Consider the following 16,642-nt stretch of genomic DNA (forward strand, 5'->3'; position numbering starts at 1 on the left):
CGATGGCCGCGGGATCAGCGTTTACAGCAGGACGCGCTCGATGCCGCCGGTATTGGCCTTGCCGACGTAATCGGCCATCCAGTTGTCGCCGAGCAGGTGCTTGGCCAGTTCGACGACGATGTAGTCGGCCTGGGTATCGGCGTCGTCATCGTAGCGCGACAGGCCCTGCAGGCAGGCCGGGCAGGAAGTCAGGATCTTGACGTCACCCTTGAAGCCATCGGCACGCAGCTTCTCGGCCCGCTGCTCTATATCCTGCTGCTTGCGGAATTTGACCTGAGTGGCGATATCCGGCCGCGAATAGGCGAAGGAGCCCGAATCTCCGCAGCAGCGGTCGGTCAGCGGCACGTCTTGGCCCATCAGGGTCTTGGTCACGGCCAGCGGGGCGTAGGCCTTCATCGGCGTGTGGCAGGGGTCGTGGTACATGTAGCGCGTCCCGCTCACGCCTTCCAGCTTGACGCCCTTTTCCATCAGGTATTCATGGATGTCGAGCAAGCGGCAGCCCGGGAAAATCTTCTCAAACTGGTATTTCTGCAGCTGATCCATGCAGGTTCCGCAGGAAACGATCACCGTCTTGATGTCGAGATAGTTCAGCGTATTCGCCACGCGGTGGAACAGCACGCGGTTGTCGGTCGTGATCTTCTGGCCCTTCTCGTCGTCGCCGGAGGCAGTCTGCGGGTAGCCGCAGCACAGGTAGCCCGGCGGCAGCACGGTGGTGGCGCCGATGTCGTAGAGCATGGCCTGGGTGGCCAGGCCGACCTGCGAGAACAGGCGTTCGGAACCGCAGCCCGGGAAATAGAAGACGGCATCCGATTCCTCGGTCGTCTTCTTCGGATTGCGGATGACCGGGATGACCTTGTCGTCCTCGATGTCGAGCAGGGCACGCGACGTGCGCTTGGGCAGGTTGCCCGGCATCGGCCGGTTCAGGAAATGAATGACCTGGGTCTTCACCGTCGGCGCACCGACGGTGGCCGGCGGATGTGCCCGGCTGTCCTGGATCAGGCCGACGGCCTTGGCCGCCTTGTGGGCCAGGCGCTGCGCCTTGAAGCCGAAGTCCATCATGACGCCCCGCATCAGCTTGATGGTCGCCGGGTCCTTCAGGTTCAGGTAGGTCATCGCCGCCAGCGTGCCGGGGCTGGTGCGCTTCTTGTTCTGCTTGCGCAGGAAATTGCGCATGGCCACCGAAACGTCGCCGAAGTCGATATCGACCGGACAGGGTTTCACGCAGCGGTGGCAGATGGTGCAGTGGTCGGCGACGTCGTTGAATTCGTCGAAGTGCTTGAGCGAAATGCCACGCCGGGTCTGTTCTTCGTACAGGAAGGCTTCGACCAGCAACGAGGTGCCGAGAATCTTGTTGCGCGGGCTGTAGAGCAGGTTGGCGCGCGGCACGTGGGTCGAGCACACGGGTTTGCATTTGCCGCAGCGCAGGCAGTTCTTGATCATGTCCGAAATCTTGCCGATTTCGGACTGTTCCATGATCAGCGATTCGGTGCCGAGCAGGCTGAACGACGGCGTATAGGCATTGCCCATGTCGCCGCCCGGCATCAGCTTGCCCTTGTTGAAGCGGCCTTCCGGGTCCACCTTCTGTTTGTAGGCGCGGAAGGGGCCGATTTCCTCGTCGGACAGGAATTCGAGCTTGGTGATGCCGATGCCGTGTTCGCCCGAAATCACGCCGTCCAGGCCGCGGGCGAGGTGCATGATGCGTTCGACCGCCTTGTGCGCCGTCTGCAGCATCTCGTAATTGTCGGAATTGACCGGGATGTTGGTGTGCACGTTGCCGTCGCCGGCGTGCATGTGCAGGGCGACGAAAACGCGGCCGCGCAGCACTTCGCTGTGGATGCCTTCGATGCGTTCGAGGATCGGACGATAGACGCCGCCGTCGAAAATCTTGGCCAGGCGGGCCTTCAACTCCTGCTTCCACGACGTGCGCACGGAATAGTCCTGCAGGCGGTGGAACAGTTTCGGATTCGCCGCCTTGTTGGTCAGCTCGCCCGCCACCACGCCATAAGAAGCAAAGCGCGATTCGGCTTCGGCCAGCGGCAGGTCGAGGTTGTCGAGCAGCCATTCCCAGCGCAGGCGGACAGCTGCCACGTAATCGAGCGCGGCCTGGCGGCGGTCGCCGATCAGCACGTCCTTGTCGACGTTGGCGTCGCCGGCATGCAGCGGCAGTTCGCCCTGCAGGAATTCGCTCAAGGCGTCGCACAGGGCCAGCTTGTTCTGCGTGGACAGCTCGATGTTGATGCGCTCGATGCCGTCGCAGTATTCACCCATGCGCGGCAGCGGGATGACCACGTCTTCGTTAACCTTGAAGGCGTTGGTATGGCGTGAAATGGCCGCGGTGCGCGAGCGGTCGAGCCAGAATTTCTTGCGCGTTTCGGCATCGACGGCGATGAAACCCTCGGCGGCGCGCAGGTTGCACATGCGCACCACTTCGGAGGCGGCGGCCATCACCGCCTTCTCGTCATGGCCGACGATGTCGCCGATCAGCACCATCTTCGGCCGCCCATGGCGCTTGGCCTTGGTCGCGTAGCCGACGGCCTTCACATAGCGCTCGTCGAGGTGCTCGAGGCCGGCGAGCAGGACGCCCGCGGCGTGGCCGGCACCACCCGGCTTGAAATAGTCGGTGATCTCGACGATGGCCGGCACGGCTTCGCGGACCTGGCCAAAAAACTCCAGACAGACGGTGCGCGAAATCGGCGGCATCTTGTGCAGCACCCAGCGCGCGGCGACGATGATGCCGTCGGTGCCTTCCTTCTGCACGCCCGGTACGCCGCCGAGGAACTTGTCCGTGACGTCCTTGCCGAGGCCGACCTTGCGGCAGGCGGCACCCGGCATTCTGAGGATTTCCTCGGCAAGCAGCTTCTTGCCGCTCGGATCGAAGCGCTTCAAGCGGAACTCGACCTTTTCCTGCTCGTGGATCTTGCCGTAATTGTGGTTCAGGCGTTCGACTTCCAGCCAGTTGCCATCCGGGTCGACCATCTTCCACCAGGCCAGGTTGTCGAGCGCGGTGCCCCACAGCACAGCCTTCTTGCCGCCGGCGTTCATCGCGATGTTGCCGCCGATGCACGACGCCGAGGCCGAAGTCGGGTCGACGGCGAAGACGCGGCCGGCCAGTGAGGCGGCTTCGGATACGCGGTCGGTAACGACGCCGGCGCCGGTGCGGATGGTGGCGTAGGGTTCGGTATGACCGGGGAGGACGATTTCCTCGACCGACCCCAGATCGATCAGCTTTTCAGTATTGATCACCGCCGAATACGGGGTCAACGGCACGGCGCCGCCGGTGTAGCCGGTGCCGCCGCCACGCGGAATGATGGTCAGGCCGGCTTCGAAACAACCGCGCACGAGGTGGCCGATTTCCTCCTCGGTGTCCGGATAGAGGACGACGAAGGGGTATTCAACGCGCCAGTCGGTGGCGTCGGTGACGTGCGACACGCGGGCCAGACCGTCGAAGGCGATATTGTCCTTGCGCGTGTGCTTGCCGAGAATCTTTTGCACCTTGCGCCGCAGATCGATGGTCTCACCGAAGTGCTCGGCAAAACGGTCGACAGCCAAGTGGGCTGCCTCGACCAGGCGCTTGACCTTGGCCGAACGCTCCGGATCTTCCTTCTCGCTTTCGGCGCGACGCTTTTCGACTTCGGTCAGGCGATGGCGCAGGGCATTGACCAGCGCATCGCGCCGTTCGCGGTTGTCGAGCAGGTCGTCTTCCAGATACGGATTGCGCTGCACGACCCAGATATCACCCAGCACCTCATACAACATGCGCGCCGAGCGGCCGGTGACACGTTCGGCCCGCAGTTCGTCGAGCACCGCCCAGTTGTCGGCGCCAAGCAGGCGAATGACGATCTCGCGATCGGAAAACGAGGTGTAGTTATAGGGGATTTCGCGCAGGCGGGCAGTCATGGAAGCAGCCGGGGTCTATCAAAAAGTGGATTTTAGCGTATTGCGGCGCAACACGCGGGGCCGGTAGACCGTAAACAGGGGCTTGGGTTCAGTTGGGAAAGGCGCTTTGCGCCACCAGCCAATAGCGGGCAAATTTTCCGAGCGCCATGAACAGGCAACAGGGCAGCCAGTGCAGGCGCAGCCAGCCGGCGGCAAGGCACAGCGCATCACCGACGACGGGCGTCCAGGCGAGCAGCAGGGCCGGGCTGCCCCAGCGCTCCAGCTTGTCCTTGTGCGGCAGGTTTTCCAGCTTGCGCCAGCGGGGCAGGGCATAGCCACACCACCATGAGGTCATGCCGCCGGCCGTATTGCCCAGGGTAGCCAAGGCCAGCGCCGGGCCGTATTCGCCGGGATGCAGCTTGAGAAAGCCCCACAGAAGGGCTTCCGAACCGCCGGGCAGCACTGTCGCCGACAAAAAACTGGCAGCCAGCAGGCCCCACAGGCCGCTTTCCGCCGTGACGTTTAGCCACTCCACCCGTAGAATCTCCCTTTTGCTTGAATGAGTTGCGCCCAATGCACCCGGATTATCTCGAAAAAGTTCTCACCGCACAGGTTTATGACGTGGCCGTCGAAACGCCGCTCGACCTGGCCGGCAACCTTTCCACCCGGGTCGGCAACAGAATACTGCTCAAGCGCGAGGACATGCAGCCGGTGTTTTCCTTCAAGCTGCGCGGCGCCTACAACAAGATCGCCAGCCTGTCGCCGGAGAAGCTCAAACGCGGCGTGATCTGCGCCTCGGCCGGCAACCATGCGCAAGGCGTCGCCCTGTCGGCGGCCAGGCTGGGCTGCCGGGCGGTCATCGTCATGCCGGAATCGACGCCGGGTATCAAGATCGACGCGGTGCGCCGCCGCGGTGGCGAGGTGGTGCTTGCCGGCTCGTCCTACGACGACGCCTACGCCAAGGCGCTGGAACTTGAAAAAGCGGAGAAGCTGACCTTCGTCCATCCCTTCGACGATCCGGACGTGATCGCCGGTCAGGGCACGGTGGCGATGGAAATCCTGCGCCAGCACTCGCGCCACGACGGCCCGATCCATGCCGTGTTCTGCGCCATCGGCGGCGGCGGGCTGGCTGCCGGGGTGGCCGCCTACATCAAGCGCCTGCGTCCGGAAATCAAGGTCATCGGGGTCGAGACCTTCGACGCCGATGCGATGAAGCAGTCGCTGGCCGCCGGCAAGCGCGTACGCCTCAACCAGGTCGGCCTGTTCGCCGACGGCACCGCCGTCAAGTTCGTCGGCGAGGAGACTTTCCGCCTGTGCAAGGAGTACCTGGACGAGGTCATCCTGGTCGATACCGACGCCATCTGCGCCGCGATCAAGGACGTTTTCGAGGACACCCGCTCCATCCTCGAACCTTCGGGTGCGCTGGCCGTCGCCGGGGCCAAGGAATACGCCCGCCAGCACAAGCTGAAGGACAAGAACCTGGTCGCCGTGACCTCCGGCGCCAACATGAATTTCGATCGCCTGCGCTTCGTTTCCGAGCGCGCCGAATTCGGTGAACGGCGCGAAGCGGTCTTCGCCGTCACGCTGCCGGAGAAACCGGGCGCCTACAAGAAGTTCCTGGCCCTGATCGGCAACCGCAACGTCACCGAATTCAACTACCGCTATCACACCGAGCGCGAAGCCCACGTCTATGTCGGCGTGCAGGTCGCCGATCGCAAGGAGTCGCTGAAACTGGTGGACAGCCTGCAGAAGCATGGCTATCCGACGCTAGACCTGACCGACGACGAAATGGCCAAGAACCACATCCGTCACATGGTCGGCGGCCATGCCCCGCACGTCTGCAACAACGGCATGAGCGAAATGATCTACCGCTTCGAGTTCCCGGAGCGGCCGGGTGCGCTGATGAATTTCCTGACCCAGATGAGCGCCGGCTGGAACATCAGCCTGTTCCACTACCGCAACCACGGTGCCGACTACGGTCGCGTGCTGGTCGGCATGCAGGTGCCGCCAGCCGAAATGACCGAGTTCAAGGCCTTCCTGAAAAACCTCGGCTACGCCCACTGGGACGAAAGCAACAACCCGGTCTACAAGTTGTTTCTCGGCTGACCGGCCGGCCCGTTTCAACCCATCCAGGCCTGCACCGCCCACAGCGCCAGCATGCCGGCGGCGATGGTCGCCAGCACGCTGCGCGTCAGCCGGGCGACGACCAGGGCGACCAGCGCCGCCCACAGGCGGGGGTTGGCCGGCGTCAAGCTGATACCGCCGTCTATGGACAATATTTCCGGCGCGATCAGGGCACCGAGGATGGCCGGCGGCACATAGCGCAGCACCGCCGCAATGCGCGGACCGTCCGGCAGGTGATGGCCGAAGGCGATGAACGACAGCCGGATCAGGAAGGTGGCCAGCCCGCAGGCGGCCATGGTCAGCAGCAGGACGGTCGTGCTCATTGCGGCTTGCCGTCGAAGCGCGCCATGAACAGGCCGCAGGCGATGCCGACCGCCGCTGCCGCCAGCAAACCCAACTTGTGCGGCAGGATCAGCGCCGGGATCACGGCGCCGGCCGCGGCGACCGCTGCCCAGGCATCGCTGCGCCGATGGACCGACAGCACGAGCAGGGCAATGAAAGTCAGGGCGATCGAGAAATCCAATGACCACGTCGGTGGAATCGCCTCCCCGACCAGGACGCCCGCCAGCGTGGACAGTTGCCAGCCGGTCCATAGCGTGGCGCCGGTGCCGAGCAGGAAATAGTGGCGATGCGGCGTCGCCGGCCCGTCGCGCAGGCGCTTGATCGCCGCGGCGAAAGCCTCGTCGGTCAACAGATAGGCGAGCAGCAATTTCCAGCGCCAGGGCAGAGCGCGCAGGTATTCGGCGACCGCCGCGCTGTACAGCAGATGGCGCAGATTGACCACGCCGACGGTGGCCACCGTGACCGGCGCCGGCGTCGCCGCCCCCCACAGCTGGGCAAAAACCACCTGGGAGGAGCCGCCAAAAATCAGCGAGGAACTGAGCACCACCGCCCAGTCCGGAATGCCGACCGCCAAGCCGAGCACCCCGAAGATCAGGCCGAAGGGAACCACCCCGAGCAGCAAGGGCAGCTCGGCGCGCACACCGGCCAGGAATTCGCTACGCGGAGAGTCTTCGACCATGGGCCACGGGGAAAGAAGCAAAGCGCCATGCTAGCCGAAACGGCTTGCAACCAGCATTCCGACGCTGTTACCCAATGATATAAAATAATATTGGGTAATGAATTCAGGCAGGCTATCATTACCCAATATAACTCAATTTAATTGGGTAAATCATGAAGGCCATCCCCTTATATCGCCGCCACGAGACCGCTTTTTGCACCCAATACGGGGAATTGAAAGAGCGGACACTCACCGCCGGCGCCTTGCTGCCAGGGGCTCCAGGCACCCTGCACAGGCGACAGGGGACGGGCTACGCTTACTGGTACCGCGTCTATTACCCGACGCCAGGCAAGCAGGCAGAAACGCTGGTTGGCCGCCACGACGACAGCACGGCCGAAACGGTCATGCGTCAGCGCATTGCCTTCTCGGCATGGAGCGGCCGACAGGTCGTCGCCTTGCGCAAACTGGGTTTTTCGGTAGCCGACAAAGCCTGCGCCCGCGTTCTCGTCGAGTTGCACAATCTGGGTGCCTTCTCGGCCGGCCTGGTGGTGGTCGGCACCTTGGGCCATATGGCATGGCACAACGAGCTGGGCATCGAGGTCCGGGCGCGCCGGGAAGCAGCCAAGCCGCGTGCCCGGCAGCCGGGTCTGGAATTCGGGGCATCCCGCGCCTGGCTGCAATCGCCGGTGGCCAACACGCTGCCTTTTGCCCGGGTAGCCAGCGAGCCGGCTACCACGACGGTCGCCCGGCTCGCCGGGGTGCGCGACTTGCGTATCGAATTCGGGGTTCCGGCCGACGCTGCGGGCAACGACGTGGGGGTTGGCGGTGATATGTGGTCGGCCCGCAGCGAACCCTTCCATGAATTTCTGCTCGAATCGCCCGAATCCGGCGCCGTGCTCGCCGGCGGCCATTGCATCCCGGTACTGCTGCCGCAGGCGGCGCGCCTGGTCTGGCACACGCTGTTCCTGAGCAGCCAACCCGGCCGCCTGCCGGCACAGGCGGCGAGGGAACGCCAGCTGTCCCTGGCGCTGGGCGCTGCGCTGATCGACCACGATCCGTGGGCGCTGCTCACTGCCTGGGAACGCGCCCCATCGGCCATGACCGCCATGATACGTCCGCTCCGCACCACGGTGCTGGCCGAACTGGCCGGTTATCCGGAACTGTGCGATCTGTTCGACGATTGCCTGCGCGGCGGCTGAACGCAAGCTAGCCGCCTCAATGCCGGGCCGGCCTAGGCGATACCGCGGTTCCGTGTCGCCCCGCCGGTCGCACCGATGCTCATCCCGAGCCGAGCACAATCACCGCAATGTCTCAAGTGCCACATGCTTATATCCATCTGAAAATATATTCTTTTTCGGAATATTCACGTCTCTCTAGAGTGCACTCATCCGCCAAATGACCGGCTCCCCGAAAAAGTAAGAAACACCATGCCACTGACCGATTTGATCCGTTATTTCAATATGGCCGACCAGGACGGCGACAGCACGCTGTACCAGGAAAAGGGGCGAGCCGCCGCCTGGCATCGCGGGCTGCGCCTGGGGTCGCACTTTCGCCCCATAGTCAATCTGCGCGACGAACGCATCGTCGGCCACCAGGCGCTACTCGTCGCCAGCCTGGCCGACGGCCGTCCGCTCGGGGCGGCCGAAGCCTACGCCACCTGCGAATCGACGGCAGCGGTGGTCCATTTCGACCGCCTGTGCCGCACCCTGCACGCCCTGAATTTTCTCACCCAGCAGCGTCATGCCGGTGGCTACCTGCAAATGGCAGTGCATCCGCGTCACGTGCAGGCCATCCTCAATCAGCACGGCCTGGTGTATGAAGCCATCCTGAAGCGCTGTGGATTGGCGCCACAGGATATAGTGCTGCACATCGGTAGCCATTCGCCGGATGATGCTGCCAGCCTCGGAAAAGCGCTGGTCAACTACCGCCTGCGCGGCTATCGTCTGGCGCTGAGCGCTCCCGATGGCACATCCGCAAATTGGCCGCCCTCTTTCGTTCCAGACATCGCGCAGGTCTCGTCGAGCCACGATTGCGCCCACCTCGCAGCCTGGCAGGACGATGGCGTCAGCATCGAACTCGTCGGCATAGACAGCGGTCTGAGTTACCAGCAGGCGATCGCTGCCGGCATCGTATTGGGGCAGGGCGACCTTTTCGGCTTGCGGCAGGCCGATTGCCGCCCCACACACGGCAAGGGCAGAGTCGCCTACAATGCACCGTCACCGTTCCGGAGCCCACCATGAAAATAGCCAATAACGTTACCGAACTGGTCGGCAACACGCCGCTGGTCAAGCTCAACCGCGTCACCGCCGGCAGCGGCGCCACCGTCGTCGCCAAACTGGAATTTTTCAATCCCGGCCACAGCGTCAAGGACCGCATCGCGGTCGCCATGCTCGACGCCGCCCAGGCCGCCGGCAAAATCGGCCCGGATACCGTCGTCCTCGAGCCGACTTCGGGCAATACCGGTATCGGTCTGGCCATGGTCTGCGCCGCCCGCGGCATCAAGTGCGCGTTCACCATGCCGGAAACCATGAGCCGCGAGCGCAAGCTGCTGCTCAAGGCCTACGGCGCCGACCTGATCCTGACGCCGGGGCCGGAAGGCATGGGCGGCGCCATCGCCAAGGCCAAGGCGCTGGCCGAAAGCGACGTCAAATACTTCGTCCCGCAGCAGTTCGAAAATCCGGCCAATCCGGAAGTCCACCGCAACACCACCGCCGAGGAAGTCTGGCGCGACACCGACGGCCAGGTCGACATCTTCGTTGCCGGCGTCGGTACCGGCGGCACGGTGACCGGGGTCGGCGAAGTGCTGAAGGCGCGCAAGCCGGGCGTCAAGATCGTCGCCGTCGAGCCGGATGCCTCGCCGGTGCTGTCCGGTGGCCAGAAGGGGCCGCACCCGATCCAGGGCATCGGTGCCGGCTTCGTGCCGGGCGTGCTGAATACCGGCATCTACGACGAAGTGATCCGCGTCAAGAACGACGACGCCTTCGCCGTCGCCCGCCGGATGGCGACGGAAGAGGGCCTGCTGGTCGGCATTTCCTCCGGTGCCGCGACCTGGGCGGCGCTCGAACTGGCCAAGCGGCCGGAAAACGCCGGCAAGCTGATCGTCGTCGTCATCCCGTCCTTCGGCGAGCGCTACCTGTCCACCGCGCTGTACCAACACCTCGAGGTGTGAGCCTCTTCGCCGCAGCAATCGACCGGCGCGACTCTGACTCCATCAAGTGGGGCAAGTACGCCGGCCGCGACATCCTGCCGCTGTGGGTCGCCGACATGGATTTCGCGGCGCCCCCGGCGGTGCTCGCCGCGCTGCACCGCCGTATCGAGCACGGCGTCTTCGGCTACGGCGGCCCCTGGCCGTCGCTGACGGAGTCAGTACTCGCTCACCTTGAAAGCGAATACGGCTGGACCATCGCCCCGGAATGGCTGGTCTGGCTGCCGGGGCTGGTCAGCGGCCTGAACGTCGCATGCCGGGCCGTCGACGGCGAGGTGCTGACGGCGACGCCGATCTACCCACCCTTTCTGTCCGCGCCGCATTTCTCCGGCCGCAAGCTCAACCGCGTCGCCCTGAGCTGCACAGATAACCGCTGGCAGTGGGATATGGGCGCGCTACAGCAAGCGACCAGTGCCGCGACCAAACTGTTCCTGCTCTGCCACCCGCACAACCCGGTCGGCCGCTGCTGGAATCGCGACGAACTGCTCGCCCTGGCCGAACATGCCGAGGCCAACGACCTCGTCGTCTGCTCCGACGAAATCCATTGCGGCCTGATCCTCGACGCCGACAAGCGCCACATCCCCTTCGCCAGCCTGTCGCCGGAAATCGCCCAGCGCACCATCACGCTGATGGCGCCGTCGAAAACCTTCAACATCCCCGGCCTCGGCTGCGCCTTCGCGGTCATCGCTAACCCCGCCCTGCGCCGCCGCTTCGAACAGGCCATGCATGGCATCGTGCCGCATGTGAATGTGCTCGGCCTTGCTGCCTGCGAGGCGGCCTATCGCGACAGCGGCGACTGGCACCGCGAACTGCTCGCCTACCTGGCCGGCAACCGCGCCCGGCTGGCCGAAGTCGTCGCCGGCCTGTCCGGCGTGTCTATGGCGCCCGTCGAAGCGACTTATCTGGCCTGGCTGGATGTCCGCGCATTGAAGCTGGCCAAACCGGCCGCCCATTTCGAAGCGCATGGCCTCGGCCTGTCCGACGGCGCCGATTTCGGCGCTCCGGGCTGGCTGCGCCTCAATTTCGGCTGCCCACGGGCAACGCTCGATGCGGCTTTGCAGCGTTTTGCCAGAGCTTGTCACGCGGCATGAACAGCTACTCGCTGACCCTCGGCATCCTCCTTGTCGCGTCCATCCTGCAAATATGGGGCAGCGCACTGGCCATCGAGGCCGTGCTGCGCGCCAAGCAGCATCGCAGACTGCGCCGCACCTGGCTGGCGGTGGCAGGCGCCACCATGCTCATCGCCCTGCACGACGGCTACGCGCTCGAACTGGCGATGCGCACCGGGCTGTACGACTTGCGCCAGGCCGTGCTGATCGGTCTGGCCGCGCTGTTGATGGCCTTCGCCATCCACGGTTTCAGGCGCTGGGAAGCCTGAGCGCCCCGGCTTCGGTGACCAGCCAGTCCAGGCGCTGGTCGTGGCTTTCCGGCCGGATGGTGGGCAGGCGATTGGTCTCGAAACCGACGCCGATGGCTAAGGGACGCGGCGAAAGCGCCGCCAGGGTGCGGTCGAAATAGCCGCCGCCATAACCCAGGCGATAACCGTCGCCATCAAAACCGTTGAGCGGCAGCAGCAGCATGTCGGGCTGCACGAATTCGCCGGTCACCGGGGTCGGAATGCCATAACGGTCCGCGGTCAGCGGCGTGTCGGGCGTCCATAGCCGGAAAGCGAGCGGGGCATTTTCCTCGATCACCACCGGCAGGGCCGCCAGCACGCCACTTTCGGCCCAGCGGGGAAGCACGCCGCGTACGTCCGGCTCGTGCTTGATCGGCCAGCAAAAGGCGACGATGCGCGGGGCGGGTAGGGCAGCCAGCAGATGGCTGACGATACGCGCCGACAAGGCGGCATGCTCGGCATCGCTCAGCGCCGCTCGTCGGACCACCATATCGCGCCGCAATGCCCGGCGCCAAGCCGTGTTATTCTCGTTCGCTTCTAGCATCACCGTAATCTAGCATGAAGTTTCACGCCCGCTTTGCCCCTTTGGCGCTCGGCCTCGCGCTGTCGCTGTCCGTCTTCGCCCAGGATGGCGATACCGTTTTCCTGACCGCGCGCGATGCCTTCCGGGTCGGCGACATCAACAAGCTGGAACGGGCCATCGGCCAGCTCGGCAACCACGAACTGGCGCCGTATGCCGAGAGCTACCGCTTGCGCATGTGGATGGACCGGGGCGATTCGGGCAGCCTGCGCGACTTCCTGCAACGCTACGACGGCAGCTACATCGCCGAAAAACTGCGCGCCGACTGGATACGCTGGCTCGGCAAGCGCTCGGCGTGGAATGAAATCGACGCCGAATTCCCGAAAATGATCGCTCCCGAGGCGGACATCACCTGCTACAGCCAGCAGGCCCGGCTGGCCCGCGACGATCGCAGCGTGCTGGCTGAAGCCGAAAAGATGTGGCTGAGCATGCTGGAGCCGCCCGAGTCCTGCCGTCCCATCCTCGATATGCTGGTGAGCAGCCAGAAAATGGGCACTGACGATGTCTGGGCCCGCGTTCGCCGCCAAGTCGAGGCCAACCGTCCGGGCTGGGCGAAGACCACGCTGAATTACCTGCCGGACAGCCAGATCCCGGACGGCCGCACCTTCGATAGCGCGCTGAACAACGCCATGAGCTATCTGGTCAAGCAGGGCACCGGCAACGGCCGGGCCGGGCGCGAACTGGCCGCCTTCGCCATCCAGCGCCTGGCGGTCAACGACCCGCGCGTCGCCGCCGACGAACTGGACAAGATCAAGGGCAAGCTGCAGGACAGCGAACGCCAGTGGGCGTGGAGCCAGATCGCCCTGCAGGGCGCCAAGAAGCACTTTGCGGAAAGCGTCGACTGGTATGCCCGGGCCGGCAAGGCACTGTTGTCCGACGACGGCTACCAGTGGAAGGTGCGCGCCGCGCTGCGCGCCCAAGAATGGGGCGTCGTCCGCGACACCATCCAGGCCATGCCGCCGGGGCTCGCCGCCTTGCCGGAGTGGATCTACTGGTTGGGCCGTGCCCAGCAAGCGGGCGGCAAGACCACGGAAGCAAACGCCCTGTTCGAAAGGATCGCCGGCCAACCCAACTTCTACGGCAACCTGGCCGACGAGGAAATGGGCCGCCAGATCGTGCCCCCGCCCAAAGCCAAGCCGCCGACAGCCGAAGAGCAGAAGGCCGCCCGCGACAATCCGGGAATCCGTCGTTCGCTGGCCTTTTTCCGCGCCGATCTGCGCACCGAGGCGGTCAAGGAGTGGAACTGGTCGCTGCGCGGCATGGACGACCGCGAACTGCTCGCCGCCGCCGACCTGGCCAAACGCAACCAGATCTGGGATCGTGCCATCAACACGGCGGACAAGACCAAGAACGAACACGACTACACGTTGCGCTTCCTCGCCCCCTACGGCGAGACGGTGCGTCCGGCCGCCCTCAATCAGTCGCTCGACGATGCCTGGGTGTACGGCCTGATGCGCCAGGAAAGCCGCTTCATCACCAGCGCCAAGTCCAACGTCGGCGCCTCCGGACTGATGCAGTTGATGCCGGCCACCGCCAAGTGGGTGGCCAAGAAGGTCGGCCTGCGCGATTTCCACCAGGGCAAGGTGCACGATACCGAAACCAATGTCCTGCTCGGCACCACCTACATGCGCTTGGTCATGGAAAACCTCGACAACCATCCGGTGCTCGCTTCCGCCGCCTACAACGCCGGCCCCGGCCGGGCCAAGAAGTGGCGTGCCGACCGCCCGCTGGAAGGCGCCATCTACGCCGAAACCATCCCGTTCAGCGAAACTCGCGACTACGTCAAGAAAGTGATGAGCAACTCGGTCTATTATTCGGCCATCTTCAACGGCAAGCCCGATTCGCTGAAAGCCCGTCTCGGCACCATCGGCGCCCGCACCGCCGATGCGCCGAAGGATGCCGACCTTCCCTGAACGCGCCAACGACGCAAACGAAGAGCCGACCGGAGATCGACATAGCCAACGGCCATTCGGCCGCCCGGAAACGGCCAAATTGCCTTAAAATCTGACTTTTACGATTCAAGTTTCCGGGGTTCCAAATGGACATCAAAAAGGTCTTGCTGCTGGGGGGTAGCGGTTTCGTCGGTACCTACATCGCCAATCGCTTGTCGCAACGCGGCATCGAACTTACCATCCCGACACGCCGCCGCGAACGCAACAAGGCGCTGATCATCCAGCCGGGCGTCGAGATGCCGGAAGCCGACATCAACTGCCAGGAAACCCTGACCGAACTGATGCGCGGCCACGATGCCGTGATCAACCTGGTCGGCATCCTGCACAGCCGCGACGTCGTCCTGCCCTACAGCCGCGATTTCGCCCAGGCCCACGTCGAACTGCCGAAAAAGATCATCGCCGCCTGCAAGGCCACCGGCGTTCGCCGTCTGGTGCATATGAGCGCCCTGAATGCCGATTCCAATGGCCCGTCCGAATACCTGCGCTCCAAGGGCGACGGCGAAGCCATCGTGCTCGCCGCCCAGGGCGACCTGGACGTCACCGTCTTCCGTCCGTCGGTCATCTTTGGTCTGGGTGACTCCTTCCTGTCGATGTTCGCCAAGGTTCTGAAGAAGATGCCCTTCTTCCCGCTCGGTTTCGGCCATGCCCGCTTCCAGCCGGTATGGGCTGCCGATGTGGCAGATGCCTTCGTCGATAGCCTGGGCGATGTAAACACCTACGGCCAGGCCTATGAATTGGCCGGCCCGAAAATCTACACCCTGCGCGAACTGGTCGATTACGCCAAGGAACTGACCGGCAGCGACGCCACCATCGTCCCGCTGTCCGAAGGCTGGGCCTACCTGCAAGCCGGCCTGATGTGGCTGGCACCGCAACCGATGCTGTCGCCAGACAATCTGCGCTCGATGGAAAAGGACAGCATCTGCGCAGGCAGCTGCAACGTGCCGGCCAACTGGCGCCCGACCGCGCTGGAAGCCGTTGCCCCGACCTACATCGCGCTGCAGACGCCGAAGGGCAAGCTGGACAGCTTCCGCTATCACGCCGGCCGCTAAAACCACACCGCCCGCCGTGCAGATCTTCGTCGTCGGCGGCGCCGTCCGCGATGAACTGCTCGGCCGGCCCAACGACGACCGCGACTACGTGGTCGTCGGCGCCACCCCGGAAGCCATGCTGGCGCAGGGTTTCCGGCCGGTGGGCAAGGATTTCCCGGTCTTCCTGCATCCGCAAACGCAGGAGGAATATGCGCTGGCCCGCACCGAGCGCAAAACCGGCCGCGGCTATCACGGCTTCGCCTTCCACGCCGCCCCCGATGTCACCCTCGACGACGATCTCGCCCGCCGCGACCTGACCATCAACGCCATGGCCCGGGCCGCCGACGGCAGCCTGATCGACCCTTTTCACGGCCAACACGACCTGCAGGTCAAAATCCTGCGCCACGTCGGCCCGGCCTTTGCCGAAGACCCGGTACGCATCCTGCGCATCGCCCGCTTTGCCGCCCGCTTCAGCGATTTTTCGGTGGCGCCGGAAACCCAGGCCCTGATGTGCGATATGGTGGCCAGTGGCGAAGCCGACCATCTGGTTGCCGAGCGCGTCTGGCAGGAACTGGCCAAGGGCTTGATGGAAAACCGGCCGTCGCGCATGTTGGAAGTCCTGCGCGACTGCGGCGCGTTGGCCCGCCTGCTGCCCGAGGTGGACAAACTGTTCGGCGTACCGCAACGGGCCGACTATCACCCGGAAGTCGATACCGGGATCCATACCCTGATGGTCATCGACCAGTCGGCGCGGCACAACTTTCCGCTGCCGGTCCGCTTCTCGGCGCTGACCCACGACCTCGGCAAGGGAGAGACGCCGGCCGACATCCTGCCACGCCACCTCGGTCACGAAGAACGCAGCGTGCGGCTGACCGAACAACTCAGTGCGCGTCTGCGCGTCCCCAACGACTGCCGCGACCTGGCCCTGCTCACCGCCCGCTACCACGGCAATGTGCACCGGGCTGCCGACCTGAAGGCGAGCACCGTCGTCACGCTGTTCGAAAAAACCGATGCCCTGCGCCGGCCGGAACGCTTCCGGCAACTGCTCGACGCCTGCCTGTGCGACTACACCGGCCGCCTGGGCTGGGAAAACAAGGCCTACGACAGTCCGCAGCGCCTGCTCACCGCGCTCGCCGCAGTCAATGCCGTCAGGGGAGGAGAGATCGCCGCTGCCTGCACCGACCCGGGCAAGATCCCGGAGCGCATCCATGCCGCCCGGGTCCGCGCCGTCAAGCAGGCCTTAAATGAGCCGGGAGAGGAGCCAGAGCAGCACTGAGAAAATGATCGTCGTCGCCACCGGAAACACATAATTCCGGCCGCGAAAGCGAAAGGCAAAGTCGCCCGGCAACTGGCCGAAGCGAATGAAGCGAGCCAAATGGGGGGCAATGATGCCCAACAGAAAAATCGCCACCACCAGCGTTAATAGCCACTTCAGCATATTGCCCAGCTTCGCCCCAAAAACCGCATTAGAACACGGCCCC

Annotated in this window: 15 protein-coding genes; 9 read left to right on the top strand and 6 right to left on the bottom strand. The window is 64.6% G+C overall.

Annotated elements, in window-relative coordinates; translation table 11 throughout:
* Positions 1-21: 21 nt before the first annotated feature.
* Both LZ012_RS01825 and LZ012_RS01830 read right to left on the bottom strand, forming a co-directional pair.
* The gene (locus LZ012_RS01825; protein ID WP_275706932.1) at positions 22-3,897 is read right to left on the bottom strand and encodes a DUF3683 domain-containing protein; all 3,876 of its coding nucleotides are present in this window, start codon (positions 3,895-3,897) and stop codon (positions 22-24) included.
* Between the two features lie 88 nt (positions 3,898-3,985).
* A complete protein-coding gene (locus LZ012_RS01830) occupies positions 3,986-4,411 on the bottom strand; it encodes a YqaA family protein (RefSeq protein ID WP_275706934.1) in 426 nt (141 codons plus the stop codon).
* Positions 4,412-4,449: 38 nt separating this feature from the next.
* Between LZ012_RS01830 and ilvA the strand changes: the two genes are divergently transcribed.
* Positions 4,450-5,982 (top strand): threonine ammonia-lyase, biosynthetic, encoded by a 1,533-nt coding sequence (ilvA, locus tag LZ012_RS01835; protein WP_275706936.1) that lies wholly within the window; start codon positions 4,450-4,452, stop codon positions 5,980-5,982.
* 14 nt (positions 5,983-5,996) lie between these two features.
* Here the strand turns inward: ilvA and LZ012_RS01840 are convergent, their stop codons facing one another.
* Both LZ012_RS01840 and LZ012_RS01845 read right to left on the bottom strand, forming a co-directional pair.
* Complete coding sequence (locus tag LZ012_RS01840) at positions 5,997-6,323, bottom strand: AzlD domain-containing protein (RefSeq protein WP_275706938.1); 327 nt, start codon at positions 6,321-6,323, stop codon at positions 5,997-5,999.
* Positions 6,320-7,021, bottom strand: coding sequence for an AzlC family ABC transporter permease (locus LZ012_RS01845; RefSeq protein WP_275706940.1), 702 nt, complete (start codon positions 7,019-7,021; stop codon positions 6,320-6,322). The genes LZ012_RS01840 and LZ012_RS01845 overlap by 4 nt, the downstream gene beginning before the upstream one ends.
* A 152-nt stretch (positions 7,022-7,173) precedes the next feature.
* Here LZ012_RS01845 and LZ012_RS01850 point away from each other — a divergent pair, with 152 nt between their 5' ends.
* From LZ012_RS01850 to LZ012_RS01870, 5 genes are all read left to right on the top strand, one after another.
* Positions 7,174-8,199, top strand: coding sequence for a nucleotidyltransferase family protein (locus LZ012_RS01850; RefSeq protein ID WP_275706942.1), 1,026 nt, complete (start codon positions 7,174-7,176; stop codon positions 8,197-8,199).
* Between the two features lie 228 nt (positions 8,200-8,427).
* The gene (locus LZ012_RS01855; protein ID WP_275706945.1) at positions 8,428-9,240 is read left to right on the top strand and encodes an EAL domain-containing protein; all 813 of its coding nucleotides are present in this window, start codon (positions 8,428-8,430) and stop codon (positions 9,238-9,240) included.
* Positions 9,237-10,169: a cysteine synthase A gene (gene cysK / locus LZ012_RS01860; protein WP_275706948.1), complete on the top strand. Its 933-nt coding sequence runs from the start codon at positions 9,237-9,239 to the stop codon at positions 10,167-10,169. The genes LZ012_RS01855 and cysK overlap by 4 nt, the downstream gene beginning before the upstream one ends.
* Entirely contained in the window at positions 10,166-11,296 is a 1,131-nt protein-coding gene (locus tag LZ012_RS01865) for a MalY/PatB family protein (RefSeq protein ID WP_275706950.1), read from the top strand. Before cysK ends, LZ012_RS01865 begins: the two co-directional genes overlap by 4 nt.
* Positions 11,293-11,583, top strand: a complete 291-nt coding sequence (locus LZ012_RS01870; RefSeq protein WP_275706952.1) for a hypothetical protein — start codon at positions 11,293-11,295, stop codon at positions 11,581-11,583. The genes LZ012_RS01865 and LZ012_RS01870 overlap by 4 nt, the downstream gene beginning before the upstream one ends.
* On the opposite strand, the gene LZ012_RS01875 is transcribed toward LZ012_RS01870, so the two are convergent.
* Entirely contained in the window at positions 11,564-12,145 is a 582-nt protein-coding gene (locus LZ012_RS01875; protein WP_275706954.1) for a 5-formyltetrahydrofolate cyclo-ligase, read from the bottom strand. The genes LZ012_RS01870 and LZ012_RS01875 overlap by 20 nt on opposite strands.
* Positions 12,146-12,159: 14 nt before the next feature.
* Between LZ012_RS01875 and LZ012_RS01880 the strand changes: the two genes are divergently transcribed.
* The 3 genes from LZ012_RS01880 to LZ012_RS01890 all read left to right on the top strand — a co-directional run bounded on the left by LZ012_RS01880 (position 12,160) and on the right by LZ012_RS01890 (position 16,437).
* Complete coding sequence (locus LZ012_RS01880; RefSeq protein WP_275706956.1) at positions 12,160-14,094, top strand: lytic transglycosylase domain-containing protein; 1,935 nt, start codon at positions 12,160-12,162, stop codon at positions 14,092-14,094.
* 125 nt (positions 14,095-14,219) lie between these two features.
* Positions 14,220-15,182, top strand: a complete 963-nt coding sequence (locus tag LZ012_RS01885; protein ID WP_275706958.1) for a complex I NDUFA9 subunit family protein — start codon at positions 14,220-14,222, stop codon at positions 15,180-15,182.
* A 16-nt stretch (positions 15,183-15,198) separates the two neighbouring features.
* Positions 15,199-16,437 (top strand): multifunctional CCA addition/repair protein, encoded by a 1,239-nt coding sequence (locus tag LZ012_RS01890; RefSeq protein ID WP_275706960.1) that lies wholly within the window; start codon positions 15,199-15,201, stop codon positions 16,435-16,437.
* On the opposite strand, the gene LZ012_RS01895 is transcribed toward LZ012_RS01890, so the two are convergent.
* Positions 16,402-16,599 carry a DUF2905 domain-containing protein gene (locus LZ012_RS01895; protein ID WP_275706962.1) on the bottom strand — a complete coding sequence of 66 codons (198 nt, stop codon included), beginning with the start codon at positions 16,597-16,599 and terminating at the stop codon, positions 16,402-16,404. The genes LZ012_RS01890 and LZ012_RS01895 overlap by 36 nt on opposite strands.
* Positions 16,600-16,642 lie beyond the last annotated feature (43 nt).

This window comes from Dechloromonas hankyongensis (genome assembly GCF_022012295.1).
Taxonomy (GTDB): domain Bacteria; phylum Pseudomonadota; class Gammaproteobacteria; order Burkholderiales; family Rhodocyclaceae; genus Azonexus; species Azonexus hankyongensis.

Coding starts and splice junctions, on each gene's coding strand:
- LZ012_RS01825 (WP_275706932.1), bottom strand. CDS start 3,897: ATGACTGCCCGCCTGCGCGAAATCCCCTATAACTACACCTCGTTTTCC.
- LZ012_RS01895 (WP_275706962.1), bottom strand. CDS start 16,599: ATGCTGAAGTGGCTATTAACGCTGGTGGTGGCGATTTTTCTGTTGGGC.
- LZ012_RS01850 (WP_275706942.1), top strand. CDS start 7,174: ATGAAGGCCATCCCCTTATATCGCCGCCACGAGACCGCTTTTTGCACC.
- LZ012_RS01845 (WP_275706940.1), bottom strand. CDS start 7,021: ATGGTCGAAGACTCTCCGCGTAGCGAATTCCTGGCCGGTGTGCGCGCC.
- LZ012_RS01840 (WP_275706938.1), bottom strand. CDS start 6,323: ATGAGCACGACCGTCCTGCTGCTGACCATGGCCGCCTGCGGGCTGGCC.
- ilvA (WP_275706936.1), top strand. CDS start 4,450: ATGCACCCGGATTATCTCGAAAAAGTTCTCACCGCACAGGTTTATGAC.
- LZ012_RS01855 (WP_275706945.1), top strand. CDS start 8,428: ATGCCACTGACCGATTTGATCCGTTATTTCAATATGGCCGACCAGGAC.
- cysK (WP_275706948.1), top strand. CDS start 9,237: ATGAAAATAGCCAATAACGTTACCGAACTGGTCGGCAACACGCCGCTG.
- LZ012_RS01880 (WP_275706956.1), top strand. CDS start 12,160: ATGAAGTTTCACGCCCGCTTTGCCCCTTTGGCGCTCGGCCTCGCGCTG.
- LZ012_RS01870 (WP_275706952.1), top strand. CDS start 11,293: ATGAACAGCTACTCGCTGACCCTCGGCATCCTCCTTGTCGCGTCCATC.
- LZ012_RS01885 (WP_275706958.1), top strand. CDS start 14,220: ATGGACATCAAAAAGGTCTTGCTGCTGGGGGGTAGCGGTTTCGTCGGT.
- LZ012_RS01875 (WP_275706954.1), bottom strand. CDS start 12,145: ATGCTAGAAGCGAACGAGAATAACACGGCTTGGCGCCGGGCATTGCGG.